The following is a 24,354-nucleotide window of genomic DNA, read 5'->3' on the forward strand; positions in this document are numbered from 1 at the left end:
CAGAAGAGCGACACGGCAGCGGAAAAATTCAATCGACGTAAAAAAGCCCCGGACGGATGGAGCGGCCGGGGCTGGTAGCGACACATCCAGTAATTGCATCGGCTGGCAAAAAATTCCCTGTGGGGGCGGACTTGGTCGCGAAGGCGTCAGCTCAGACACATGGATGGAGAATGCTCCGGCCCCTTCGTGAGCAAGCTCACTCCCACACGGGTCCTGAGCCAGCCAGAAAATCCCCGAACATCGCCGGTACCCTGTGGGAGCGGGCTTGCTCCGGGCGGCGTTCCGACGAAGGCGTCAGGTCAGACACATCGGTAGTGAATGCTCCGGCCCCTTCGTGAGCAAGCCCACTCCCACACGGGTCCCGTGCCAGCCAGAAAATCCCCGAACATCGCCGGTACCCTGTGGAGCGGGCTTGCTCGCGAAAGCGTCAGCCATCCTGCTCGCGCCGTATCGTTGCGCTAGGGGGATTACCCTTTATGGGCTGCGATCTTTTGATGTTGCTTCAGGCTCGCCGTTTGGCCTGGTGTTCCAGATGCACTTGCAGGTCAGGATCGATTTTTAACGCTGACGCAAGCCCATCGAGATAGCTGCGTTCGGCGTCCTGTTGATCGTCGACCAGCATGACGCTCGCCAGATACATTTCGGCGGCTACGGCTGGGTCATTTTGCGCAGACTGCGCTACTTCAGCAGGATTCAGCGGTTTGGCGACTTCAGCGTCGAGCCATTGCTGCAATTGCGGATCGGCGGTGTGCTTGCCGATTTCACTGCTGATCCGGTGCTTTTCCGATGCGTCGATGCGTCCGTCAGCCTTGGCGGCGGCGATCAAGGCGCGCAGTACCGCGTGGCTGTGGGTTTCGATTTGTGGGCCGGCGAGCAAGTCGGCGGTTTGTGGCATCTGTTGCGGCGCCGTGCTGGCCTGGCTGCGTTGCCAGGCTTGATACGCTTGGTAGGCCATCATTCCCAGCGAGGCCAATGCTGCGTAGTTGCTGCCACCGGCGCGGTTTCGACTGCCGCCGCCCAGTGCACCGCCGAGCCCGCCACCGCCGAGCAAGCCACCGAGTAAACCGCCCAGGCCGCCAAGCCCGCCAGAAGAAGTCGCACCACCCGCCCCGGCCTGACTGCCGCCGCCCAACAGGCCGCCGAGCAATCCGCCCAGTCCGCCCAAACCGTCACTGGCCGAAGCCCCGCGTTGTTGTCCCGCCGAGGCCTGGCCTCGCAGTAATTGTTCGAGCAAATCGCTGGTATTCATGACGTCTTTCTCAAGGGCCTTGCCCCATTGCGTCAGGCAACGATAGACCGCCGTGGCCACAGCGCCAGCACCGTTGGGCTGACGCCGGCTCGCCGATGGCTTGTCACGCAGGACATTTTTCGTCAGCGAGCTAAGATTCAAGGGTGGTGAACCTTATCCCGGCCAGACCGGTCGATAGCTGCAACCCGACCCGGTTTGCCGACGCCCTTTTTCCCAGGGCGATACCCGGCTTGCTTCACTTTTTGGAGAACGCCCCCGTGATATCGACCGTACACATTGCCAGGCTCAAAGCATGGGGCGCCCATGGCTTTACCGCGACCGGCGTGGTGACCGCCTTCCTCGCCACCCTGGCCCTGCTGGAAAACCAGCCGATCCATTGCCTGATGTGGCTGGGCGTAGCGCTGATCGTCGACGGCCTCGATGGCGCGCTGGCGCGCAAGGTCAACGTGCAATCGGTACTGCCGAGTTTCGACGGTTCGATCCTCGATCTGGTGATCGATTACCTGACCTACGTTTTCATCCCGGCGCTGTTTATCTATCGCTACATTCCCCTGCCTGAATACACCTTGCTGCTGACAGTGTCGCTGATTCTGGTGTCGTCGCTGTTCTGCTTCTGCAACGTCAACATGAAGAGCAAGGACAACTACTTTGTCGGCTTCCCGGCAGCCTGGAACGTGGTTGCCTTGTGTCTGTACATCATTGGCCCGGGGCCATGGATTACCTTTCTCACGGTGATCGGTCTGGCATTGCTGACCGTGACGCGGATGAAGTTTCTGCACCCGTTCCGCGTACGCCGGTTCATGCCGATCAACATTGCGGTGACGGCGATCTGGCTGTTGTGCAGCTTGTCACTGGTGCTCAATCACCCGGTGATCAACCCGCTGGTGATGGGCTTGTGGTTGTTGATGTCGGCTTACTTCCTGGGGATCTGCATCTGGCGCACTGCGCTGGAGTGGTTTGATCGGCCGCAGATGAAATAATCACATCTCCCCTGTAGGAGTGAGCCTGCTCGCGATAGCGGTGTGTCAGCCAACCATTATCTGACTCATACACCGCTATCGCGAGCAGGCTCACTCCTACAGGGGATCTCCGTTAATCCAAAGTCAGCGCTTGGTAATCACCACTTCCAGATATTCGCTCGGCACCACCAGCGAATCCTCCCCCGCCCGGTTCGAGCGATTGAGCAACGCCGTCAAATCGTCCTCCAGCGCCTGCCCACCCTCCCCCGGCAACACCGCGAACGCTTTGTGCACAGGGCCGTACCAGTGGCGAAAAACCTCAATGAAATGCGCCGCCGAGCGGTAGCGAAAATTGAAGTGACTACGGGTCACGCGGACGACAAAGTCGCGATCATCGAAGTGCTTGTGCAGCCACGCATCCGAGCCCCAATTGGACGGTGGCTGAGCAACGGCTGGCGGTGGCAGATGCTGGCCGAGCGTTTTGAACATCTGGCCGACGAAACCTTCCGGCGTCCAGTTGGCCAGACCGATGCGTCCGCCGCGTCGGCATACCCGCCCCAGTTCAGCAGCGGCCGCGACCTGATCGGGTGCGAACATCACGCCGAACGTCGACAGTACAGCGTCGTAACTCTCATCGGGAAAAGGCAGCGCTTCGGCATCGGCCACCTGAAATATCACCTCGAGATGCTCGGCCCGGGCACGATCCTGGCCGCGCTCCAGCAGTGCCGCGACGTAATCGGTCGAGGTCACCACACAACCGCGCCGCGCCGCCGCCAGCGTCGCATTGCCATTGCCGGCCGCGACATCCAGCACCTGTTCATCACAGCGCAGGTCGCAGGCCTCGGCGAGGTTTTCGCCGACGATTTGCAAGGTGGTGCCGATCACGGCGTAGTCGCCACTGGCCCAGGCGACTTTCTGACGTTCCTTTAAGGTAGTGAGATCAATCGGGGTACTCATGGCTTCGAGCTCCGCTACAGATTGGGTATGCCGTTACTCGGCCGTGGTCGGGTCGATGACCCGCATCACCCGTGCCACGCTGTTGGCGGGAAACCCACCCAGCCGGGCATGCTCGCGCACCTGGTCTTCATCGGGTGCAATGTAGACGCAATAGATTTTGTCGGCGGTAACGTAGCTGTGCAGCCACTGCACCTGCGGCCCGAGTTCACGCAATACCTGGCAGGAGGTCTGTGACACTGTTTTGAGCTGTTGTTCCGACAGCGTCCCTGCACCCGGAATCTCGCGTTCAATCACGAATCTGGGCATGGCAACCTCGCGTTCTTGCTGTGTCGCAGGGTCGGCAGTGGCCCTGCTCCCTCACTATCGCGCCGAGGCGCTGCGGCGTCCTTGCCGATCGTCCGGCAGAGCAGTAAAACAGCGGCTTTGCCGATGAGTGGTGGCAATCTGTTAAGCCGCTGCAACAGGTTGTGGGTTTACGCCTCGGGCGCCTTCGCTTCTTTCAGCAACTGCTGGATCATTTGCTCCTGCGCCTCGTAGCGACCTTCGCCAAAGTGGCTGTAACGCACCTGGCCCTTGGCGTCGATCAGGTAATGCGCCGGCCAGTATTGATTGTTGAAGTTGCGCCAGATCACATAGTTGTTGTCGATGGCTACCGGGTAAGTGATACCGAGCTTTTTCACCTGATCCTTGACGTTGTTGATAATGCGCTCGTAGCCATATTCGGGAGTGTGGACACCGATTACCACCAGGCCATCCTTCTCGTATTTCCTGGCCCACTCTTTGACGTACGGCAGGGTGTTCTGACAGTTGATGCAGTCGTAGGTCCAGAAATCCACCAGTACCACTTTGCCGCGCAAAGACTCGGGGCTCAGCTCCGGCGAATTGAGCCACTGCACGGCGCCGGACAGCGACGGCATGGCGCCTTTGGCTTCATCCATCATCGAGTCGGCGCGGACCTTGCTGACGAAGTAATCGACCACTTTCGGTACGTTTTCCAGAACGTTTTTCTCGACACTGGCAATGCCCTCGGAGGACGTGCCGGCGAGCAGGGTTTTGTCTGCGCCCGTCGAGATCACTGCAACGGTCGCAAGTACCGCCACCCCGGCACCGTGGCGCAACCAGCCGCTGAACGGGATCGACGGTTTCAGCCGATTGACCAGACCGCGCCCGGCGAAAATCAATGTCCCCAGCGACAAGGCGCTGCCGGCGCCGTAAGCCAGCAGCAACAGGCTGGTCTGCGCATTGGCACCTTGCAGCATCGCTCCGGTGAGAATCACCCCGAGGATCGGCCCCGCACACGGCGCCCACAGCAGACCGGTAGCGACGCCAAGCATGATCGAGCCCATCGGGCCGGCGCGTTTACGGGTGTCCTGGTCGAGGCGATTGCCCAGCGCAACAAAGGGCCGGGTCAGCCAGTCGCCGACGCGTGCCGAGATCAGCGATAGGGCAAACAGCGCCATCACGACCAAGGCAACGTGGCGGCCGGTGTTACTGGCCTGAATCACCCACTCGCTGCTGACCACGGCGATGCTTGAGATCAGCGCGAAGGTCAGCGCCATGCCGCCGAGGGTCAGCAAGATCGAGGAACGCGTACGGTTGGCGCCAGCGAACAGAAACGGCACCACCGGCAGGATGCAGGGACTGAGGACGGTCAGCAGACCGCCGAGAAATGCAATGAGGTACATAGGGGGGTCACCTTGAATGAGGGCTGGGCACGCAACCGGCCAGCGAGGGAAACACCCCCTCGCTAGCTCGCTTTATTGACGCCGTGACTCATACGTTCTGGCCGTCGAGCAACTGCCCTTGAGGCGTGCGACTGGTACCGTTTTCTGCGACCAGTTGGCCTTGAGGTGTGCGGCTGGAGCCATCCGCGGCGAGGGTCTGGCCTTGTGGCGTGCGGCTGGAGCCATCAGCGGCGACCAACTGGCCCTGCGGTGTGCGGCTGGACCCATCGGCGGCGACCATCTGGCCCTGCGGCGTGCGGCTGGAACCATCGGCCGCGATCAGTGCATCGCTGCCCTCCTTCGCCACCGTCGTCAGCTGGAAGCAGGTGCTGCTGGCGCAACTGCTCTGTTCGACGGCGCTGTTGGCATGGGCCGCAACACCGGCGAAGGAAAAGGCAACAGCGGTTAAAAAGCGCGAGACGTTGTTCATGGCAAAACTCCTTGCAGAAAGTTGGGGATGACTCAGTTCTGGTTGTTGCAGCCGTCAGCGAATTTGCTGTAATCCAGCTCGCGGGTCTTGCCGGCGGAATCGAGGTAGGTCATGCGCGCCTCGGTGATGCCGCAAGTCACCGAGGTGTCCTCAGTCATCGACAGCACTTTCTGGATATCCAGATGCGTGCCGTAGGTGTAGGTTTGCCGGCTGACGTCAGCTTCGGCGTGGGCCGACAGAGTGCAGATGTTCAGCGCGGCGAACAGGCAGGCGGCGAATACGGATTTGTTGTTCATGGTGGTGTCCTCAAGGCTTCAGTGGGTTTGAGCCGAGGCGATCTGTGTGTGCCTCGATGGAGCCTATTTGAGGCTCTTGAGGTATCGCGTCTGTGTCAGGAAAGGACGAGAATCACTCGCTGTGTATCCACGTCCGGCATAGATACACAGCGATACAAAACCCCGAAAAAATCGCGTTTTTGCGTCATCGTGTATCCGCCGTTGCGGCAGATACACTGCAATACAAAGGCAGGCAGGCGTGCGGTTAACGGCGCTATAGACTGCACGGCATTCCCCCTTCCCACAGAGGCTGCAACCGATGGAACATGTCGATCACATTCTCATCGTCGACGACGATCGCGAGATCCGTGAACTGGTGGGTAACTACCTGAAGAAAAACGGCCTGCGTACCACAGTGGTCGCCGATGGCCGGCAGATGCGCAGTTTTCTCGAAGCCAATACCGTCGACCTGATCGTGCTCGACATCATGATGCCCGGCGACGATGGCCTGCAGCTGTGTCGGGAACTGCGCGTCGGCAAGCACAAGGCTACGCCAGTGTTGATGCTCACCGCGCGCAACGATGAAACCGACCGCATCATCGGCCTGGAAATGGGCGCCGACGATTACCTGACCAAGCCGTTCGCCGCCCGTGAATTGTTGGCGCGCATCAACGCCGTGCTGCGCCGCACACGGATGTTGCCGCCAAATCTGGTGGTCACTGAAGCCGGGCGCTTGCTCGCCTTTGGCCGCTGGCAACTGGACACCTCGGCCCGCCATTTGCTGGACAAGGACGGCACCATGGTCGCCCTCAGCGGCGCCGAATATCGCTTGCTGCGGGTGTTTCTCGATCACCCGCAACGGGTCCTCAGCCGCGATCAACTGCTGAACCTGACCCAGGGCCGCGACGCCGATCTGTTCGACCGTTCCATCGACTTGCTGGTCAGCCGCCTGCGTCAGCGTCTGCTCGACGATGCCCGCGAGCCGGCCTACATCAAGACCGTGCGCAGTGAGGGGTATGTGTTTTCCCTGCCGGTTGAACTGCTCGGGGCGCCGGCATGAATTTCAAGCTGCAATGGCCGCGCACCCTCGCCTCGCGTCTGTCGCTGATTTTCCTGATCGGGCTGATTCTGGCCCAGGGTCTGTCGTTCGGCGCGCAGTATTACGAGCGTTACCAGAGCGCCAAAAGCACCATGCTCGGCAATCTCGAAACCGATGTTGCGACCTCGATGGCGATCCTCGATCGCTTGCCCGCCGCCGAGCGCGAGGCTTGGCTGCCGCGCCTGGCGCGGCGTAATTACGCCTACCTGCTCAATGAAGGCGAGCCGGGCATGCCGGTCACCTCAGGGGATGAATCGGTGGCCATCGCCTCGATCACCGCCGCCATTGGCGCCACCTACCCGGTGGTCTTTACCGAAATTCCCGGTGGGCCAAGGCGGCATTTCCAGGGCCACCTGCGCCTGAGTGACGGCAGCCCGGTGACCATTGATATACGTCCGGCGATGGTGCCACTTTCACCGTGGTTGCCGGTGGTGCTGCTGGGCCAATTGGCGCTGCTGATCCTGTGCACCTGGCTTGCCGTGCGCATCGCCATCCGCCCCCTCACTCGCCTCGCCAACGCGGTGGAAACCCTTGACCCCAACGCGCACCCGATCAAGCTCGACGAGCATGGCCCGACCGAGGTGGTCCACGCGGCGCGGGCGTTCAACGCCATGCAGACGCGCATCGCTGCCTACCTGAAGGAACGCATGCAGTTGCTCGCAGCGATTTCCCACGACCTGCAAACACCGATCACGCGGATGAAACTGCGCGCCGAATTCATGGACGACTCGGTGGAGAAAGACAAGCTGAGCAGCGACCTCGGCGAGATCGAGCATCTGGTGCGTGAAGGCGTGGCCTACGCCCGCAGTATTCACGGTGCCACCGAGGAAAGTCGGCGCACCGATCTCGGCTCGTTTTTAGACAGCCTGGTGTTCGATTACCAGGACATGGGCAAGGACGTGCAGCTCGGCGGCAAAAGCAAAGCCGTGATCGACACCCGCCCGCAGGCTCTGCGCCGGGTGCTGGTGAACCTGACCGATAACGCGCTGAAATTTGCCGGCGCCGCGCAATTGCGGGTCGAAGCGGATGGCAACAGTCTGTCGGTGAAAGTCCTGGATCGTGGCCCGGGCATCGCCGAGGATGAGCTGGCGCAGGTGATGGAGCCATTCTACCGCGTGGAGAACTCGCGCAACCGCGACACTGGTGGTACCGGCCTGGGCCTGGCGATTGCCCAGCAACTGGCCATGGCGCTGGGCGGGTCTCTGAGTTTGAGCAACCGCGACGGCGGCGGACTGTGTGCCGAACTCAAATTACCGCTGCATGGCTAAGCTTTCGAACCCTCGTGTTTAAAGCTGTTCCGCACGCCACCCCTGCACCGACAACACCTTGGGCATGCGCCTACAGCCTCGCCGGAATCGACCGACTGTTGCGCTTGAGCAAAGGGCATTACTGTTGATGGCGTGACCCTCACGCCCCGCTACTGTCAGATCTGACAGTAGCGGCCCACAGCGCTCTGCTGTCTCATGACGATTCGCCCGAATCGTACCGAGGTGCCGCCATGGCTCTGCTCGAATCCGTCACTCAGATCTGTCGGCGACTGGCACCCGGCGGCTGGCATTCGCTGATGCTGGCCCATGGGCTGGACCTGCTCGCTGAACCGCTGGCGGCTGAATTGGGCCGAACGCTGGCCATCAACCGAGCGCTGCCAGGATTTGAAGACTTCGCCGCGGACGGTGAGCGCGCAGTAACAGCGGCGGCGCCTTCGCGCAGCTTGCTGTATCACGCGCTGGCGTCGCCACGGGTGACGGTCGATGACAAAGGTCAGGCCCTGCAGCTTTTTCCCACGGCGGGTGAAATCGAGACCGTTCTGAACTATGTCTACAGCCTTGATCCGCCCACGCTGGAGCAACTGCGCCTGACCGCCCGGGGCGCGCCGCTGGCGGTGGTCGCGTTTGCCAGCGAGTATCGCTGCGCCGCCGACACCGTGCATGGCCGACACGCCGACCTGTGCTTTTCGCGCACCGGCATCACCCGTGTCGGCACCGCGCCCGCCCGCTATGACGCCAGGCTGCGCAGCTTTCTGCCGTTTGTCGACAACGACGCCCACGGCATCCGCGTGATGCCGGTACGCTACAGCGCCTGGGTTGCCATGCAGTTGCCCGGCGATGCCCAGCGTTTTGGGCCAATGGACTTTCAGGATGAGGTCGATCCCGGCCTGGAGTTCTGGGTGCCGCTGCACAAACTGTTCGATGGCCCGCAATGCCTGGCCTGCATGGCACTGGTGGTAACGCTGGAGAATCATCAGGTCAACGAAAAGCTGCGCCACGTCCATTTGCGTCACAGCGGCACGGGCTGGCAAGAACCGGAAATCAGCCAGCCGCCTTTCGTCGTGAGTGCGGGGCTGGCCCACTGGGCAGACGCCGAAGACTTCGGCCCGGGTCTGCTGCTGCCGCAACCGCGAACGCGCCTGGTCGAACCCGTCGAGTTTCAGGGCCAGCCGCTGTCATTCCTGATGCCGGCCAACACCGGCGGGATGGTCCACGGTCGCCACAAGGTCACAGAGGACGGCCGTATCGAGGACCTTAACCAGCGCGAGGACGTCGAAGCGCTCGTGCGCCAGGGTGGCTATCGGGCCTTGCATTATCAGGACGCCACAGCCGATGGCTGGGTGCGGCCGCATTGTCCGGCGCTGGCGGACAGCTTGCCAGCAATCGCCGCCTATTCGGTGATCGGCCCTCCCGACTTTTACCCACTGTGCACGCAGCGCAAATTGCTGCAATGGGTTAACGACGAACCGATACTCACAAGCCCCGATATCTGGCATGCCCGACTGCAAGCGCTATCTAATGTGCGCTACTGCGCCAACCTCGACTTGAAAGACCAGTTATTTTCGCCCGCCGATCGCGGCGTGACGGCAATCGTCGCGCTGGCCGAGCATGGCGACCCGGCTCAAGGCCAGAAGTCACTTCCCGAGGTCTTGCGCCCGTCTTCGCTGCCCGACAGCGCTGCCGGCGTTTTTGGCCCGGGGTGGGAAGTCGGCTGGGTTCGGCGGCCAGCAGCCGATGCGCAATGGCTCAACATTCTGGCCGGCTATCAGATGGCCAGCCCATTCCCCGAAGATGCGAAAATCTGCGCGGCATTGGGTTCCTTCTGGCCGGGGGTGGCACCGGATTCGGCGCGAGTCTTCGAACCCCGCTCAAGCCTGCACAGCATTATTCCGCTGACGGATCAGGAAATCGGTGGGGACGGCGCGGTTGCCTGGGACGATCAGCGCGGGCCACAACTGATCGTCCAGGAGGATCGGCTGATTGCTCAGTATCGCGCCTATGCCTACGCCGACTACACCCAGGTAGCCCTCGACGGCCGTTTCTCCCTGAGCATGACCGGCAAAACGTCGCAGCGGGCCTATGAGCAGCGTGTCTTGTCGATGTATCGGGTGTACCGCGCGCTCGGCGCTGATAACGACAAAACCCTGCGCAACGCCTGGCCCCTGTTGTCGCTGCGCGATGTGCAGCGTCCCGACAGTGAACTGGACACGGCGCAACAGGAAGCCGGACTGATCCTCGAAGGTTGGGTGTTGCGTTTTTTCATGTACAAGCGCGGCGCCGTGCAGATTGCCGAAGAGGACTTCAAGTTGCGCAACGTCGAGGTCGAAGAACAGGTGATTCTGCTGGTCAGCGCCGATGCCATTTTGATGAAACCTGACGCTTTGCCCTGGCAGGTCGCCATTGACGCAGTTTGATGTCGTTGTCGTCGGCGCCGGTCCCGCAGGCTGCGCCTGTGCGATCAGTTGCGCCCAGCGAGGCCTGCGGGTGGCTTTGGTCGAACGCCAGCCGTTCCCACGATATCGCCCCGGCGAAAGTCTGCATCCGGGCATTGAGCCGTTGTTGCAACACCTCGGCGTCGCCGGACAATTATACTCCCCGCCAGCCATGCGTTTTGACGGGCACTGGATACACTGGGACGGCCCGCCGCGTTTCAGCCCCTTTGGCGCGGATGAGAATGGCCCGTGGCGGGGTTTCCAGATTGCCCGGGCCGACCTCGATGGCGCCTTGCTGCAACAAGCACGGCGGCTCGGCGTGCATGTGCGCCAGCCGTGCCGCGCGAGCAGAGTGCTCACTCTCGATGCCCGCGTGACAGGCCTGGAAACTGACAGCGGTTGCCTGCACGCTGCCTGGCTGGTCGATGCCAGCGGCGCCACTGGCTGGCTGGGCCGGCAATTGGCGCTGCCGGATCAAGCGGGTTCACCGCCGCTCCAGGTGCGCTATGGTTATCTCCACGGCTGTCTCGGTCCTTACGCAAACACCCCGCACCTGCTGGCCGGGCCTTACGGCTGGACCTGGATCACTCAGGTCCAGACACAATTGCTGCACTGGACAAACCTGGCATTCGCAACTGATCGGGCGCAAAACGCTGACCGGCAAATGCTGCCCGAAGCGCTGCGCGTATTGCCGCAAGCCGGTCCGATCCGCGGCGCCGACGTCAGCTGGCGTATCAGCAAGGCCGCCGCCGGCAACGGCTATTTCCTGGTCGGTGACTGCGCAAGCCGGCTCGATCCGGCGGCGTCACACGGTGTGCTCAAGGCGCTGATGAGCGGCATGCAGGCGGCACAAGCGGTTCACGACTGCCTTCGGCGGCCTATATTAGAAGCGGCGGTACAGGCGCAATACCGGCAATGGCTGCATGCCTGGTTTGAACGCGACGCGACCCAACTGCGCCACTTCTACCGCCAGCATCCCTACCCGCCACAATGGCTCGGTTGCCCGGCAAAACCGAGCTAGACTCATTCATTACCCAGTCGAGGGGGACGCAGGACTTCAGCGGTGCCCTGCCCTAATCCGTGACCACCGCCCGGTGGCGCCTGCCTCGACACTCAACGCCGCCGGACGGTGATCCTGTTTCAGGAGCACACGTGATGAATGAGGCGAAACTCAACGAATTCATGGGCAAATTGCTCAACGATATGGGCGGCGCGGCCATGCTGGCCAATGTCATCGTCGGCGAAGAGCTCGGCTTGTACCGGGCCATGGCCGACAGCCAACCGATCAGCCCCGAAGCCCTCGCCGCGAAAACCACCTGCAACCCGCGTCTGGTGCGCGAATGGCTCAGCGCACACGCGGCGTCCGGCTACATGGAACACCGTGACGGCCAGTTCCGTTTGCCGGAAGAACAAGCGCTGGCGCTGGCGGTGGAAGACTCGCCGGTGTATGTCGCCGGCGGGCTCGGGGTGGTGGCGTCGTTTTTCCATGACAAGGACAAACTGGTCAAAGCCATGCGCGGCAACGGCGCCCTGCCGTGGGGCGATCACCATCCATGCATGTTCTCCGGCACCGAACGGTTCTTCCGCCCCGGCTACAAGGGCCACCTGATCGCCGAATGGCTGCCGGCGCTGGACGGCGTAGTGGCCAAACTCGAACGCGGTGGCAAAGTCGCCGACATCGGCTGCGGCCACGGCGCCTCGACGGTGATCATGGCTCAGGCCTTTCCAAGGTCGCAGTTTGTCGGTTTCGACTTTCATGCGCCGTCGATCGCGGTCGCCACCCAACGGGCCGAAGAAGGTGGTGTCGGCAACCGGGCCGGCTTCTTCGAGGCCACGGCAAAAAACTACCCCGGCGACGACTACGATCTGATCTGTTTTTTCGATTGCCTGCACGACATGGGCGACCCAGTCGGAGCCGCACGCCACGCTTACGACTCGCTGAAAGACGATGGCACCGTGTTGCTGGTCGAACCGTTCGCCAACGACAAGCTGGACGATAATTTCAACGCGGTCGGACGGTTGTTTTATGCGGCTTCGACGTTCATTTGCACCCCCAACTCGCTGTCCCAGGAAGTCGGCCTCGGCCTCGGTGCGCAAGCCGGCGAAATGCGCCTGCGCAAAGTGTTCACCGAGGCCGGATTCAAGCAGTTCCGTCGGGCCACGCAGACGCCGTTCAACCTGATTCTGGAGGCGCGCAAGTAGACGATGCGGATCGCGTGCTAACCTGCTGGCACTGCCCACTCTGGAGTGCTGACCATGCTCGACAGCCCGACCCGCGACCTCGATACACTGCAACAGGCGATGGCCGATGGCGATTTTCTCGTACTGACCGGGGCCGGGATCAGCACGCCATCGGGCATTCCCGATTACCGTGACAGCGACGGCGTACGCCGTGGCCGGCAGCCGATGATGTATCAGGAATTCCTCGCGGCTGCGGAGTCTCGTCGTCGCTACTGGGCGCGGGCCATGCTCGGCTGGCCGAAGGTGCGCCAGGCGCAGCCGAATGCGGCGCACCAGGCCTTGGCCGCGCTGCAGCGCCATGGGCTGCTCCGCGACCTCATCACGCAAAACGTCGACGCCCTGCACGATCAGGCCGGCAGTGTTGACGTGATCGAACTGCATGGCAACTTGCACCGTGTGCTGTGCCTGGATTGCGGCCAGCGCAGTGAGCGCGACGCAATTCAGCAGTTGTTGGAGCGGCAAAACCCGTATCTGGCGGGCGTAGATGCCGTGCAGGCACCCGATGGCGACACCCTGCTCGACCCGGCATTCGAGGCGCGCTTCGAGGTGCCGCATTGCCCTCATTGTGCCGGCGAGCGGTTGAAACCGGATGTCGTATTTTTCGGTGAGAACGTCGCGCAACACACCGCCGCCCGTGCGATGGCCGCGGCAGAGCATGCCGCGGGAATGTTGGTGGTAGGTTCTTCGTTGATGGCGTATTCGGCGTTTCGCCTGTGCCGGGTCATCTCTGACCGCGGCAAGCCGCTGATTGCGCTCAATCTGGGCAAGACTCGCGCGGACGATTTGCTCGACCTGAAGATCGAAGCGTCTTGCGAACAGCTGTTACCGCTGCTGACCGAACGCCTCCTTTCCTGACCACACTATTCCCCCTGTAGGAGTGAGCCTGCTCGCGAAGGGGCCTGCACCGTCAACATCCCCGCCGCCTGACCCACCGCCTTCGCGAGCAGGCTCACTCCTACAGGGGATCGGGGCGATCAGGAAGGCAGGCGTTCACTCAGGTTTTCCTGCTGGAGAATGTCGAATAATGCTTGCGCCGCTGCCGACAGTTCATTGCCCGGTTCGGTCAGCACACCGATGGCGCGCTCCACCGAGTCCTTCAAGGTCAGACAGTGCGCGCCCAGCTCCTGCATTTGCCCGGCACACAATGCCGGAACCGCACTGACGCCCAGGCCACTGGCGACCATTCTGCCGACGGTCGCCAATTGGTGGCTTTCGAATTCCACCGGCAATTTCATCCCCCGCGCCTGCAAATGCTCTTCCAGCATCACCCGCACCGTCGACGGTCGCTGCAAGGTAATAAATGGCTCTTGCAGCAATGTCTGCCAATCGATCTCGCCGCGCTGCGCCAACGGCGAATCCATCGGCACCACCGCCACGAAGCGATCCCGGTACAACGGCGTGAAGGTCATCGAGGTGTTTTGCATGGGCTCAAATGCCACGCCCAGTTCAACCTGACGATCGCGGACCATTTCCAGCACCTGCTCGTTGATCACGTCGTTGACCGTGACGTTAACGTTGGGATAGCGCGCGCGAAAGGTCTTCAGGATCGGCGGCAGCAAATTGCCGGCAAACGACGGCATCGCCGCCAGCGTCACGCGCCCGCGTTGCAGGCTGAAGCGTTGACGCATTTCGTCTTCGGCGTTGTCCCAGTCGGCAATCAGCCGCCGCGCCAGTGGCAGCAAGGATTCGCCTTCGGCCGTCAGTGCCACATTACGTGTGTTGCGGCTGAACAGGCGCCCACCCAGGCCTTCTTCCAGCGCCTTGATGGTCAGGCTCAACGCCGATTGAGATAAATGCAGACGCTCGCAGGCCACGGCGAAACTCAGGCTTTGGGCCACGGCGAGAAAGGCGCGGATCTGTTTTATGGTCATGGTCGCTTCGTTCCAGTTGTAAGCTGCAAGCGTCAAGCTGCAAGCCACAACGCGGTTGATTGTTGATCATTCCCACGCTCCGGCGTGGGAATGCAGCCCGTGACGCTCCGCATCACTGGACGCGGAGCGTCCTAGAGGCGTTCCCACCCGGAGCGTGGGAACGATCAAAGCGTTATTGAGTTTTATCAATCAATCAACCGTAAAAATCAACTTAACAAATATATTTCACAGAGAGACACTCAAACCATTCGGCTAGCCAGCCGCCCGCAAATAATAAAAGAGGTGCCTATGGCAGGTTTCGACAAGCGTGTGAGTTCCTACGAGGAAGCCCTGGCCGGGCTTGAGGATGGCATGACCGTCATCGCCGGCGGCTTCGGCTTGTGTGGCATTCCGGAAAACCTGATCGCCGAGATCAAGCGCAAGGGCACCCGCGACCTCACAGTGGTTTCCAACAACTGCGGCGTCGATGGCTTCGGTCTTGGCGTGCTGCTCACCGACCGTCAGATCAGCAAGGTCGTCGCCTCTTACGTTGGCGAGAACAAGCTGTTCGAAGAGCAACTGCTCAAGGGCGAAATCGAGGTCATCCTCACGCCGCAGGGCACCCTCGCCGAGAAGATGCGCGCGGGCGGCGCCGGCATTCCGGCGTTCTTCACCGCCACCGGGGTCGGCACCCCGGTCGCCGAAGGCAAGGAAGTGCGTGAATTCAACGGGCGCAAATACCTGATGGAAGAATCCATCACCGGTGACTTCGCCATCGTCAAAGGCTGGAAAGCCGACCACTTCGGTAACGTCGTCTACCGCCACACCGCGCAGAACTTCAACCCGCTGGCCGCCACCGCCGGCAGAATCACCGTGGTCGAAGTCGAAGAAATCGTCGAGCCCGGCGAGCTGGACCCGAGCCAGATCCACACCCCGGGCATTTACGTCGATCGGGTCATTTGCGGCACGTTCGAAAAACGCATCGAACAGCGCACCGTCCGCAAATAATTCAGGGCTACGGAGAACAACAACATGGCACTTACCCGCGAACAAATGGCTCAGCGCGTCGCCCGCGAAATGCAGGACGGCTACTACGTCAACCTCGGCATCGGCATTCCGACCCTGGTCGCCAACTATATTCCCGAAGGCATGGAAGTCATGCTGCAATCGGAAAACGGCCTGCTCGGCATGGGACCTTTTCCTACCGAAGAAACCATCGATGCCGACATGATCAACGCCGGCAAACAAACCGTGACTGCACGCATTGGCGCGTCGATCTTCAATTCCGCCGAATCCTTTGCGATGATCCGCGGCGGCCACGTTGACCTGACCGTGCTTGGCGCATTCGAAGTGGACGTCGAGGGCAACATCGCCTCGTGGATGATCCCCGGCAAACTGGTGAAAGGCATGGGCGGCGCGATGGATCTGGTGGCCGGTGCCGATAACATCATTGTCATCATGACCCATGCGTCCAAAGACGGTGAGTCCAAGCTGTTAGCCAAGTGCAGCCTGCCATTGACCGGTGCCGGCTGTATCAAGCGTGTGCTGACCGACCTCGCCTATCTGGAAATCGAGAACGGCGCGTTCGTTCTCAAAGAGCGCGCGCCGGGCGTCAGCGTCGAAGAGATCGTGGCCAAAACCGCCGGCAAACTGATTGTGCCTGACCACGTACCGGAAATGCAGTTCGCTGCCCAGTGAGGAATTTGAAAATGCAAGACGTCGTCATTGTTGCCGCCACGCGTACCGCGATCGGCAGTTTCCAGGGTGCCCTGGCCAATGTTTCCGCGGTGGATCTGGGCGCGGCGGTGATCCGCCAGTTGCTTGAACAGACCGGTCTGGACGGTGCGCAGGTCGATGAGGTGATCATGGGCCAGGTGTTGACCGCCGGTGCCGGCCAGAACCCGGCGCGTCAGGCCGCAATCAAGGCCGGCCTGCCCCACGCCGTACCGGCCATGACCCTGAACAAGGTCTGCGGCTCGGGCCTCAAGGCTTTGCACCTCGGTGCACAAGCGATCCGTTGCGGCGACGCTGAGGTGATCATCGCTGGCGGTCAGGAGAACATGAGCCTGTCCAACTACATCATGCCGGGCGCGCGCACCGGTCTGCGCATGGGCCACGCGCAAATCGTCGATACCATGATCAGCGATGGCCTGTGGGACGCCTTCAACGATTACCACATGGGCATCACCGCCGAAAATCTGGTCGACAAATATGAGATCAGCCGCGAGCAACAGGACGCGTTTGCTGCCGCGTCTCAGCAAAAAGCGGCTGCCGCGATTGAGGCTGGTCGCTTCGTTGATGAAATCACCCCGATTCTGATCCCGCAGCGCAAGGGCGAGCCTGTCGCCTTCCAGGTTGACGAACAGCCACGCGGCGAGACCACCGCCGAGTCTCTGGCGAAACTGCGCCCGGCATTCAAGAAGGACGGCAGCGTCACCGCTGGCAACGCTTCGTCGTTGAACGACGGCGCCGCCGCAGTGATTCTGATGAGCGCCGAGAAAGCCAAAGCCCTGGGCCTGCCCGTGCTGGCAACCATCGCCGCTTACGCCAATGCCGGTGTTGACCCGGCGATCATGGGCATCGGCCCGGTTTCGGCGACGCGCCGTTGCCTGGACAAGGCCGGCTGGACCCTTGACCAACTCGACCTGATCGAAGCCAACGAAGCGTTCGCCGCACAATCGCTGGCGGTGGCCAAGGATCTGCAATGGGACCTGGACAAGGTCAACGTCAACGGCGGCGCCATCGCCCTCGGCCACCCGATCGGTGCCTCGGGCTGCCGCGTGCTGGTGACGTTGCTGCATGAAATGATCAAGCGCGATGCCAAAAAAGGTCTGGCGACCTTGTGCATCGGTGGCGGTCAGGGTGTGGCGCTGGCGCTGGAACGCGCCTGATACAGCGTTAAAGGCCAATCGCGGATCCACGACATCGGCGGTGGGCTGGCAACAAAAAACCCGGTGCGACTGGCGTTGCGCCGGGTTTCTTTTTGCTGTTCAGAATCTGTGGTGAATGTGCCGCCGTCATCGCGAGCAGGCTCACTCCTACATTTGAATTGTGAACCCAGTCAATTGTAGGAGTGAGCCTGCTCGCGATAGCGCCGGCACGTCTACTGACCATTCAGGGCTTACGCAGCAAATAGGTATCCATGATCCACCCATGCTGCGCCCGCGCCGCCTTGCGCACCCGTTCAATCTCGTCTGCGACATCCGCCAGCCGGCCGCTGAGCAGAATTTCGTCCGGCGTGCCCAGGTAAGCCCCCCAAAAAATCTCCGTCTGCCGATCCGCCACCCGCTGATACGCGTCCTCGGCGTCAAGCATCACCACCAGACTGTCCGCCTCACTCGCCTGCCCCGCCGCCAGGCGACGTCCCGTGGTGATTTCCACCGAGCGCCCGATCGCGTTCAGCGGCACTTTGTGTTGCGCCGCCAAGGCCTGAACGCTGGTGATGCCAGGAATGACGTCAAAATCAAAGACACACGTCCCGGCAGCCAGGATCGCCTGGAGGATGCGCACCGTGCTGTCGTATAACGCCGGGTCGCCCCACACCAGAAAACCGCCGCACTGACCGTCGGCCAATTCGTCATTGATCAGACGCTCGAAGGTCTGCTGCCGGGCGCGGTTCAGCTCATCGACGCTTATGGCGTAGTCGACATCGCCACGCTCGCGTTCCGGGCTGTGCGCTTCGACGAAGCGGTACGTGGGCTGCGTGATGTAGCGCTCGCAGATCTCGCGGCGCAAATCGATCAGCTTGTGCTTGCGCTGACCTTTATCCATCAGGAAGAACACATCGACCCGATTCAGCGCTTTCACTGCCTGCATTGTGATGTAGTCCGGATTCCCGGCACCGATACCGATCACCAGCAAGTGTTTCATCAGCGTGCTCCTTGGAGGTCAGCCCCAGGCAAACGTAACCGCCAGAGACCGTTGAACTGCAACTCGATAGTCGACAGCGGTTCGACATCAATCGCATTGAACGCCGCGCCCTGCATCACGTGTAGCAAAGCCGCACGCATGACGTAAGGATGGGTCACAGCAACCACATGCCCCGGATTGAGCTGAACTTCACACAACCAATTCGCGACCCGTGCACGCAACTGCGCCACTGACTCGCCGCCATGAGGGGCGGCCTGCGGATCGCTCAGCCAGCGCTGCAACGCATCGGCCTCGCTCGCCTGCAAATCCTTGAGCGTTCGGCCCTGCCAGCGCCCCCAATCGCAATCGCGCAACGCTCGCTCCACTTGAGCATCCGCACCGAACCACGCGGCAGTCTGCCGGGTACGCAGTTCCGGACCGCAGATCAGCCGGCGTGCGGCGCTGAAACGTGCAGGAAAAAAGTCGGTCCCCTGACAGGAATTTTCAACAGGCTCATCAGTAGGAAATATCGCCAATTTTTGTGCGACGGTTCGCGCATGGCAGATCAATGTCAAACGGCTGCTTTGCACATGCTTTCACTCGGTTGAAGGTTATTGAAAATCAAGGAGGTACCGCCGTTTTTTGGAGTAGACCGACGGAAACAGGGGGCCTCATGGTTATGCACTGTAGCGCTGGCAAGCGCAAAGACGGCAATTTCGCACACTGTCGTAGGCGATGGACTACAAGGTAGATCGACTTACGTGTAGCCCTTTTGATACGGGCTGCTTGCCCTGTTTCGGGGCCGCTTAAACAGCTACAAAAATTCACTAGACATGTAGCCACAGTTACATAAATACTCTTTTAACGGATTGTGAAGCGAATTCAACAACCCCTCATCCAGCAGGAGCCCGGATGCCCCCTCTTAGAGATCTGATCACCAACCCCGGCCTGGATCTTACGCCGTCGGAGCGCAAAGTCGTTCGCGCGCCGCTTGATCAGTATCCACGCAATGGCCTTGGCCCGATGGCGCGGCTGGCCGAACACGCCGGCGTCAGTGACCCGACCATCGTCCGGCTGGTAAAAAAGCTCGGTTTCAGCGGCTATGCCGAATTTCAGGATGCCTTGCTCAGCGACATGGACCATCGCCTGCGTTCGCCACGCACGCTGTTGCAACCGCGCGCCCAGCACAATAAAGACGACGTCTGGGGCCATTATCTGGGCGAGAGCCATCGCTTGCTGGTAGACACCCAATCGCTGACCCAGCCGGAAGACGTGCGCATCCTCACCGAATGGCTGCTCGACACCCGGCATCAGGTGTATTGCTTTGGCGGTCGCTTCAGCAGCCTGATGGCCACCTACCTGCTCAACCATCTGCGTCTGCTGCGTCCGGGCTGTTTTGCTTTGGAAGACAACGCACTGCTGCCTGACCGGCTGTTCGACCTGCAACGTCAGGACGTGGTCCTGGTGTTCGACTATCGCCGCTATCAGACCCAGGCCCTGCGCGTGGCCGCGGCGGCAAAAAACCACAATGCCCGGGTGGTGTTGTTCACCGACATTTATGCCTCGCCACTGCGCGAAATGGCCGACCTGATCATCAGCGCACCGGTGGAATCGGCGTCGCCCTTCGACACCATGGTGCCGGCGCTGGCACAGGTCGAGGCGCTGATTGCCTGCCTGACCCAGCGCGGCCCGGATCTGGCCGATCGCCTGGAAGGCATCGACGCCCTGCGCAACGACTTCGCCACCCACCTGCTGGAGGATAAATAAGGATGTTCAGCCTTCCCCACCGCTCGCCGCGGGATCTGCCGTTTGTCACCGATCACACGGCATTGCTCCTGGTTGACATGCAGCGTGCCTGGCTCGAACCACAGTTCGATCCCCACCTCAATGACCCGGACGCGGCGTATTTCCTTGGGCGTGCCCGTGGGCAGGTCATACCCAATCAGCGGCGCTTGCTCGGGGCTTTTCGTCAGGCCCGGCAAAACGTCCTGCATACCTTGATCGAAAGCCTGACCGCCGATGGCCGCGACCGCTCGCTGGACCACAAGCTGTCGGACATGCACCTGCCCAAGGGCAGCCCGCAGGCACAGGTAATCGCCGAGCTGACTCCGCTGGAAAATGAAGTCGTCTTGCCGAAGACCTCCTCCGGCGTGTTCAACTCGACCGCCATCGACTATGTGCTGCGCAACCTCGAAACCCGCCACCTGATCATTGCCGGCATCGTCACCGACCAGTGCGTCGACATGGCCGTGCGCGACGCCGCCGACCGTGGCTACCTGGTGACGCTGGTCGAAGACGCCTGCGCCACCTACAGCGCCGAACGCCATCACGCCTGTCTGAATGCAATCAAGGGTTACTGCTGGATCACCGACACCGCCACTGTGCTCGGCCGTCTCCAGGAGATGCAGCCATGAGCGCCCGCCTGACGCCGCTGCCGATGACGACCCTGGTGACCACCGACCTGATCGGCATCACCCGGGGCCGCTCGTTTCCCACCGATGAGCTGGAGCATTATGAAGTGGCCGGTTGCGGCTGGGTGCCGGCCAACAGCGCGTTGACCCCGCAAGACATCATTGCCTCAACCAACCCGTGGGGCGCGTATGGCGACTTGCGCCTGATTCCCGACCTGAGCAGCCGCGTCACCGTCGGCACTGGCCCGGACGCCGACGCGCCGACGCTGGACTTCATTCACGGCGACATTCGCGAGACCGATGGCCGACCGTGGGGCGCCTGCCCGCGCACGTTGCTGCGCGATGAAATCGAGCGTTATCGCGAGACGCTGGGCTTGCAGGTCAATGCTGCCTTCGAACACGAATTCAACCTGCACGCGGGCGTTGCCGAACATTCGGCATTTTCCCTGGAAGCGCAACGTCAGGGCGCCGAATTCGGCGGCTGGCTGCTCAGCGCTTTACGCGCCGGCGGAGTCGAGCCGGAAATGTTCCTGCCTGAATACGGCAAGCATCAATACGAAATCACCTGCCGGCCGACGCTCGGCGTGGCCGCGGCAGACCGCGCGGTGAACGTGCGCGAGATCAGCCGCGAGATCGCCCGGCAGATGGGCCTGGCGCTGAGTTTCGCGCCGAAGACCGCCGCCAATGCCGTGTGCAACGGCGTGCATTTGCACATCAGTCTGCTCGACCTCGCCGGCCAGCCGGTGCTGTACGACGCCGGCACCATCAATGGCCTGTCGCAGATTGGCCAACACTGGGCCGCTGGCGTCTTGCACTATTTGCCGGCCTTGTGTGCGTTCACTGCACCGACGCCGGTGTCGTACGAGCGCTTGCAGCCGCATCACTGGAGCGCGTCCTACGCCTGCCTGGGGCAACAGAACCGTGAAGCGGCGCTGCGCATCTGCCCGACGGTGACCCTGGGCGGCAAGTCCGTGGCCCGGCAGTTCAACCTGGAGTTCCGCGCCATGGACGCCACCGCCTCGCCACACCTGGCCATGGCGGCACTGCTGATCGCCGGCCGCCTGGGCATTGAGCAACGGCTGGCGCTGAACGCAATCACCGACGAGATTCCCGATTCACTCAACGACGAGCAACGCAAGGCCCGGGGCATTGTTGCCCTGCCCGCCTCGCTGGCGCAGGCACTGGATTGCCTGCGCGACAGCGGCGCCTTCAACGAATGGCTGCCCAAGCCGTTGCTCGACACCTACCACGCCCTTAAAACCGAGGAACTGGCGCTGACGGAACAGCTCTCGCCCGCTGACTTGTGTGAGCACTATGCACGCCTGTACTGAATCCGCCGAACTGGGGTTATACACCCGACCGGTCTATAACCTTAGTCGCGAGCAGTCGACGACGCCGTTGATTCTCGTGTGCGAGCACGCCAGTCGCTACATCCCCAAGGCCCTGAACAATCTGGGCCTGGACGATGCCGCGGCGGCTGAACACATCGCCTGGGACATTGGCGCCCTCGAACTGGCCGAGCAACTGTCGCAGCAACTGAATGCGACGCTGTTGAGCGCCAACTACTCGCGACTGCTGATCGACCTCAACCGCCCACGCCACGCGCCCGACAGTATTCCGACGCAGAGCGAGATCTATCAGATTCCGGGCAACCGCGAGCTCGACGAAGCCACCCGCGAGTACCGCCGGCAGAAGCTGTTCAAGCCGTTTCATGCGCGCTTGCAGACGCTGATCGACGAGCGCATTGCCCAAGGCCAACCGGTGCGGGTCGTAGGGATTCACAGTTTCACCCCGGTGTATTACGGCCAGCCGCGACCGCTGGAAATCGGCGTGCTGTTCGGCCAGGCGCAGGCCTACGCCCAACGCGTACTCGACGGTCTCGACAAACACTCGCTGAAAGTGGCGGGCAACCAGCCGTACCGGATCGACCCGCTGGGCGATATGACAGTGCCGGTTCACGGTGATGCCCGGGGCCTGGACTCGGTGCTGATCGAGGTGCGCAACGATCTGCTGCGCAACCGCGAAGACGTGTCGCGCTGGGCCGATTACCTCGCACCACTGTTGTAGGAAAACTCTGCTGACGCTGTAAATGATCGACCGCCATAACAACTGAAACGACCGATTGCCAGACAAGGAGTTGCGCTTCATGGAAATTGAAGAATTCGGCTACAAACAAGAGTTGAAACGGAGTCTGACCCTCACCGATCTGGTGGTTTACGGGATGATCTTCATGATCCCCATCGCCCCGTTCGGTGTGTATGGCTACGTCAACGCCGAAGCGCCGGGCATGGTGCCGCTGGCGTACATCATCGGCATGGTGGCAATGCTGTTCACGGCGCTGAGCTACGGCAGCATGGCCCGCGCTTTTCCGATTGCGGGCTCGGTGTATTCCTACGCGCAGCGCGGCCTGAATCAACACGTCGGTTTCATCGCCGGCTGGCTGATGCTGCTCGACTACCTGCTGATTCCGCCGCTGCTGTATGTGTATGCGGCGATGGCGCTGAACCATCTGTATCCGGACATTCCCAAGGTCGGCTTCATTCTGGCGTTCCTGGTCAGCGCGACGTTCGTCAACCTGCGCGGCATCACCTTCACAGCGCGGATGAACATTGTCTTTCTGCTCGCGCAGTTGGTGGTCCTCGGCATTTTTCTGTTCTACGCCTGGAATGCCCTGCACAGCGGCGGCGGCAATGGTGAGTTGACGCTGGCGCCGCTGTATCACCCGGAAACCTTCAACTTCGCCCTGCTAATGCAAGCGGTGTCGATTGCGGTGCTGTCATTCCTGGGCTTCGATGCGATTTCCACGCTTGCCGAGGAAATCAAGGGCGACCCGGGCAAGAGCGTCGGCAAAGCGGCGTTGATCACGCTATTGGTGATGGGGGTGATATTTGTCGCGCAAACCTGGATCGCCACCGACCTGGCGGCCGGCATGGGCTTCAAGTCCGCCGACACCGCGTTCTATGAAATCGCCGAAATCGCCGCCGGCAGTTGGCTGGCCACGCTGACCGCCGTGGCAACCGCTCTGGCCTGGGGCGTCGCCGTGGCAATCACGTCGCAGGCTGCGGTGTCGCGCCTGCTGTTTGGCATGGCCCGCGACGGCAAACTGCCAAAAGTGCTCGCCAGGGTTCATCCGAAACACAACACACCGTACCTGAGCATCTATCTGGTGGCGGTGCTGTCGCTGGTGATCTGCTATCTGTTCATCAACTCGGTCGACACCCTCACCTCGCTGGTCAACTTCGGCGCGCTCAGCGGTTTCATGCTGCTGCATCTGACGGTCATCAACTACTACTGGCGTCGGCAGAAGTCCGGTCGGGTGGTACGCCATCTGCTCTGCCCGGCGATCGGCTTCAGCATCGTTGCGGCCATCATGTACAACATGGGCGTCGATGCCCAGAAACTCGGGCTGATCTGGATTGCGTTGGGTCTGGTCTATCTGTTTTTCCTCAACAAGCTTGGCGCCAGTACGGCGCTGCCTGACCCGAGCAACGGCTGACAAGAAAAAGAGCGGCGTCTGACAACAAATCAGGCGACCGCCGATTTATCGCGTGGACACCGACAGTGATAGTCAGGCTTGGCGAACGCGCCAAGCCTTTTGATACAGGAGTTA

General features: G+C 61.6%; 24 protein-coding genes. 15 read left to right on the forward strand and 9 right to left on the reverse strand.

The features are described 5' to 3' along the window. Nucleotides 1-502: 502 nt before the first annotated feature. The gene (locus HU739_RS07095) at nt 503-1,249 is read right to left on the reverse strand and encodes a tellurite resistance TerB family protein (RefSeq protein ID WP_186551661.1); all 747 of its coding nucleotides are present in this window, start codon (nt 1,247-1,249) and stop codon (nt 503-505) included. A gap of 257 nt (nt 1,250-1,506) precedes the next feature. On the opposite strand from HU739_RS07095, the gene pcsA reads away from it, so the two are divergent. Then, complete coding sequence (pcsA, locus tag HU739_RS07100; protein WP_186551637.1) at nt 1,507-2,229, forward strand: phosphatidylcholine synthase; 723 nt, start codon at nt 1,507-1,509, stop codon at nt 2,227-2,229. 123 nt (nt 2,230-2,352) lie between these two features. Here the strand turns inward: pcsA and HU739_RS07105 are convergent, their stop codons facing one another. From HU739_RS07105 to HU739_RS07125, 5 genes are all read right to left on the reverse strand, one after another. Continuing rightward, nucleotides 2,353-3,165, reverse strand: a complete 813-nt coding sequence (locus tag HU739_RS07105) for a class I SAM-dependent methyltransferase (RefSeq protein ID WP_186551638.1) — start codon at nt 3,163-3,165, stop codon at nt 2,353-2,355. A 33-nt stretch (nt 3,166-3,198) separates the two neighbouring features. Further along, nucleotides 3,199-3,471, reverse strand: coding sequence for a DUF4242 domain-containing protein (locus HU739_RS07110; RefSeq protein ID WP_186551639.1), 273 nt, complete (start codon nt 3,469-3,471; stop codon nt 3,199-3,201). Nucleotides 3,472-3,638: 167 nt separating this feature from the next. Beyond that, nucleotides 3,639-4,850: a cytochrome c biogenesis protein DipZ gene (locus HU739_RS07115; RefSeq protein ID WP_186551640.1), complete on the reverse strand. Its 1,212-nt coding sequence runs from the start codon at nt 4,848-4,850 to the stop codon at nt 3,639-3,641. 88 nt (nt 4,851-4,938) lie between these two features. Continuing rightward, nucleotides 4,939-5,319 carry a hypothetical protein gene (locus tag HU739_RS07120; protein WP_186551641.1) on the reverse strand — a complete coding sequence of 127 codons (381 nt, stop codon included), beginning with the start codon at nt 5,317-5,319 and terminating at the stop codon, nt 4,939-4,941. Nucleotides 5,320-5,351: 32 nt separating this feature from the next. Further along, entirely contained in the window at nt 5,352-5,615 is a 264-nt protein-coding gene (locus HU739_RS07125) for a DUF2790 domain-containing protein (RefSeq protein ID WP_016775158.1), read from the reverse strand. A gap of 298 nt (nt 5,616-5,913) precedes the next feature. On the opposite strand from HU739_RS07125, the gene HU739_RS07130 reads away from it, so the two are divergent. The 6 genes from HU739_RS07130 to HU739_RS07155 all read left to right on the forward strand — a co-directional run bounded on the left by HU739_RS07130 (nt 5,914) and on the right by HU739_RS07155 (nt 13,489). Beyond that, nucleotides 5,914-6,654, forward strand: a complete 741-nt coding sequence (locus HU739_RS07130; protein ID WP_102902756.1) for a response regulator — start codon at nt 5,914-5,916, stop codon at nt 6,652-6,654. Beyond that, nucleotides 6,651-7,961, forward strand: a complete 1,311-nt coding sequence (locus HU739_RS07135; protein ID WP_186551642.1) for a sensor histidine kinase — start codon at nt 6,651-6,653, stop codon at nt 7,959-7,961. The genes HU739_RS07130 and HU739_RS07135 overlap by 4 nt, the downstream gene beginning before the upstream one ends. A 230-nt stretch (nt 7,962-8,191) precedes the next feature. Next, nucleotides 8,192-10,375, forward strand: a complete 2,184-nt coding sequence (locus HU739_RS07140) for a hypothetical protein (RefSeq protein ID WP_186551643.1) — start codon at nt 8,192-8,194, stop codon at nt 10,373-10,375. Beyond that, entirely contained in the window at nt 10,362-11,414 is a 1,053-nt protein-coding gene (locus HU739_RS07145) for an NAD(P)/FAD-dependent oxidoreductase (RefSeq protein WP_186551644.1), read from the forward strand. Before HU739_RS07140 ends, HU739_RS07145 begins: the two co-directional genes overlap by 14 nt. A gap of 134 nt (nt 11,415-11,548) precedes the next feature. Further along, the gene (locus HU739_RS07150; RefSeq protein ID WP_186551645.1) at nt 11,549-12,595 is read left to right on the forward strand and encodes a class I SAM-dependent methyltransferase; all 1,047 of its coding nucleotides are present in this window, start codon (nt 11,549-11,551) and stop codon (nt 12,593-12,595) included. Nucleotides 12,596-12,649: 54 nt separating this feature from the next. Further along, nucleotides 12,650-13,489 (forward strand): NAD-dependent protein deacetylase, encoded by an 840-nt coding sequence (locus HU739_RS07155; protein ID WP_186551646.1) that lies wholly within the window; start codon nt 12,650-12,652, stop codon nt 13,487-13,489. A gap of 119 nt (nt 13,490-13,608) precedes the next feature. On the opposite strand, the gene HU739_RS07160 is transcribed toward HU739_RS07155, so the two are convergent. Beyond that, on the reverse strand, nt 13,609-14,505 hold the full coding sequence (locus HU739_RS07160) for a LysR family transcriptional regulator (protein ID WP_186551647.1): 897 nt from the start codon (nt 14,503-14,505) through the stop codon (nt 13,609-13,611). Between the two features lie 288 nt (nt 14,506-14,793). Between HU739_RS07160 and HU739_RS07165 the strand changes: the two genes are divergently transcribed. Genes HU739_RS07165 through HU739_RS07175 form a run of 3 tightly spaced genes read left to right on the forward strand, consistent with a single transcriptional unit; the run spans nt 14,794 to nt 17,375 of the window. Continuing rightward, the gene (locus HU739_RS07165) at nt 14,794-15,492 is read left to right on the forward strand and encodes a CoA transferase subunit A (protein ID WP_186551648.1); all 699 of its coding nucleotides are present in this window, start codon (nt 14,794-14,796) and stop codon (nt 15,490-15,492) included. Between the two features lie 24 nt (nt 15,493-15,516). Next, entirely contained in the window at nt 15,517-16,182 is a 666-nt protein-coding gene (locus HU739_RS07170; RefSeq protein ID WP_016774134.1) for a CoA transferase subunit B, read from the forward strand. Nucleotides 16,183-16,193: 11 nt separating this feature from the next. Further along, the gene (locus HU739_RS07175) at nt 16,194-17,375 is read left to right on the forward strand and encodes an acetyl-CoA C-acetyltransferase (RefSeq protein ID WP_186551649.1); all 1,182 of its coding nucleotides are present in this window, start codon (nt 16,194-16,196) and stop codon (nt 17,373-17,375) included. Nucleotides 17,376-17,598: 223 nt separating this feature from the next. On the opposite strand, the gene cobF is transcribed toward HU739_RS07175, so the two are convergent. Both cobF and HU739_RS07185 read right to left on the reverse strand, forming a co-directional pair. Then, nucleotides 17,599-18,354, reverse strand: coding sequence for a precorrin-6A synthase (deacetylating) (gene cobF, locus HU739_RS07180; protein ID WP_186551650.1), 756 nt, complete (start codon nt 18,352-18,354; stop codon nt 17,599-17,601). Further along, nucleotides 18,354-18,923: a histidine phosphatase family protein gene (locus HU739_RS07185; RefSeq protein ID WP_186551651.1), complete on the reverse strand. Its 570-nt coding sequence runs from the start codon at nt 18,921-18,923 to the stop codon at nt 18,354-18,356. Before HU739_RS07185 ends, cobF begins: the two co-directional genes overlap by 1 nt. Before the next feature lie 322 nt (nt 18,924-19,245). Here HU739_RS07185 and HU739_RS07190 point away from each other — a divergent pair, with 322 nt between their 5' ends. The 5 genes from HU739_RS07190 to HU739_RS07210 all read left to right on the forward strand — a co-directional run bounded on the left by HU739_RS07190 (nt 19,246) and on the right by HU739_RS07210 (nt 24,240). Beyond that, complete coding sequence (locus HU739_RS07190) at nt 19,246-20,100, forward strand: MurR/RpiR family transcriptional regulator (RefSeq protein WP_186551652.1); 855 nt, start codon at nt 19,246-19,248, stop codon at nt 20,098-20,100. A gap of 2 nt (nt 20,101-20,102) precedes the next feature. Then, complete coding sequence (locus HU739_RS07195; protein ID WP_186551653.1) at nt 20,103-20,747, forward strand: isochorismatase family cysteine hydrolase; 645 nt, start codon at nt 20,103-20,105, stop codon at nt 20,745-20,747. Next, nucleotides 20,744-22,075, forward strand: coding sequence for a glutamine synthetase (locus HU739_RS07200; protein ID WP_186551654.1), 1,332 nt, complete (start codon nt 20,744-20,746; stop codon nt 22,073-22,075). Before HU739_RS07195 ends, HU739_RS07200 begins: the two co-directional genes overlap by 4 nt. Beyond that, nucleotides 22,059-22,811 (forward strand): N-formylglutamate amidohydrolase, encoded by a 753-nt coding sequence (locus tag HU739_RS07205; protein WP_186551655.1) that lies wholly within the window; start codon nt 22,059-22,061, stop codon nt 22,809-22,811. The genes HU739_RS07200 and HU739_RS07205 overlap by 17 nt, the downstream gene beginning before the upstream one ends. A 79-nt stretch (nt 22,812-22,890) precedes the next feature. Continuing rightward, nucleotides 22,891-24,240, forward strand: a complete 1,350-nt coding sequence (locus HU739_RS07210) for an APC family permease (protein WP_186551656.1) — start codon at nt 22,891-22,893, stop codon at nt 24,238-24,240. Nucleotides 24,241-24,354 lie beyond the last annotated feature (114 nt).

It is taken from the genome of Pseudomonas hamedanensis (genome assembly GCF_014268595.2).
Taxonomy (GTDB): Bacteria; Pseudomonadota; Gammaproteobacteria; order Pseudomonadales; family Pseudomonadaceae; genus Aquipseudomonas; species Aquipseudomonas hamedanensis.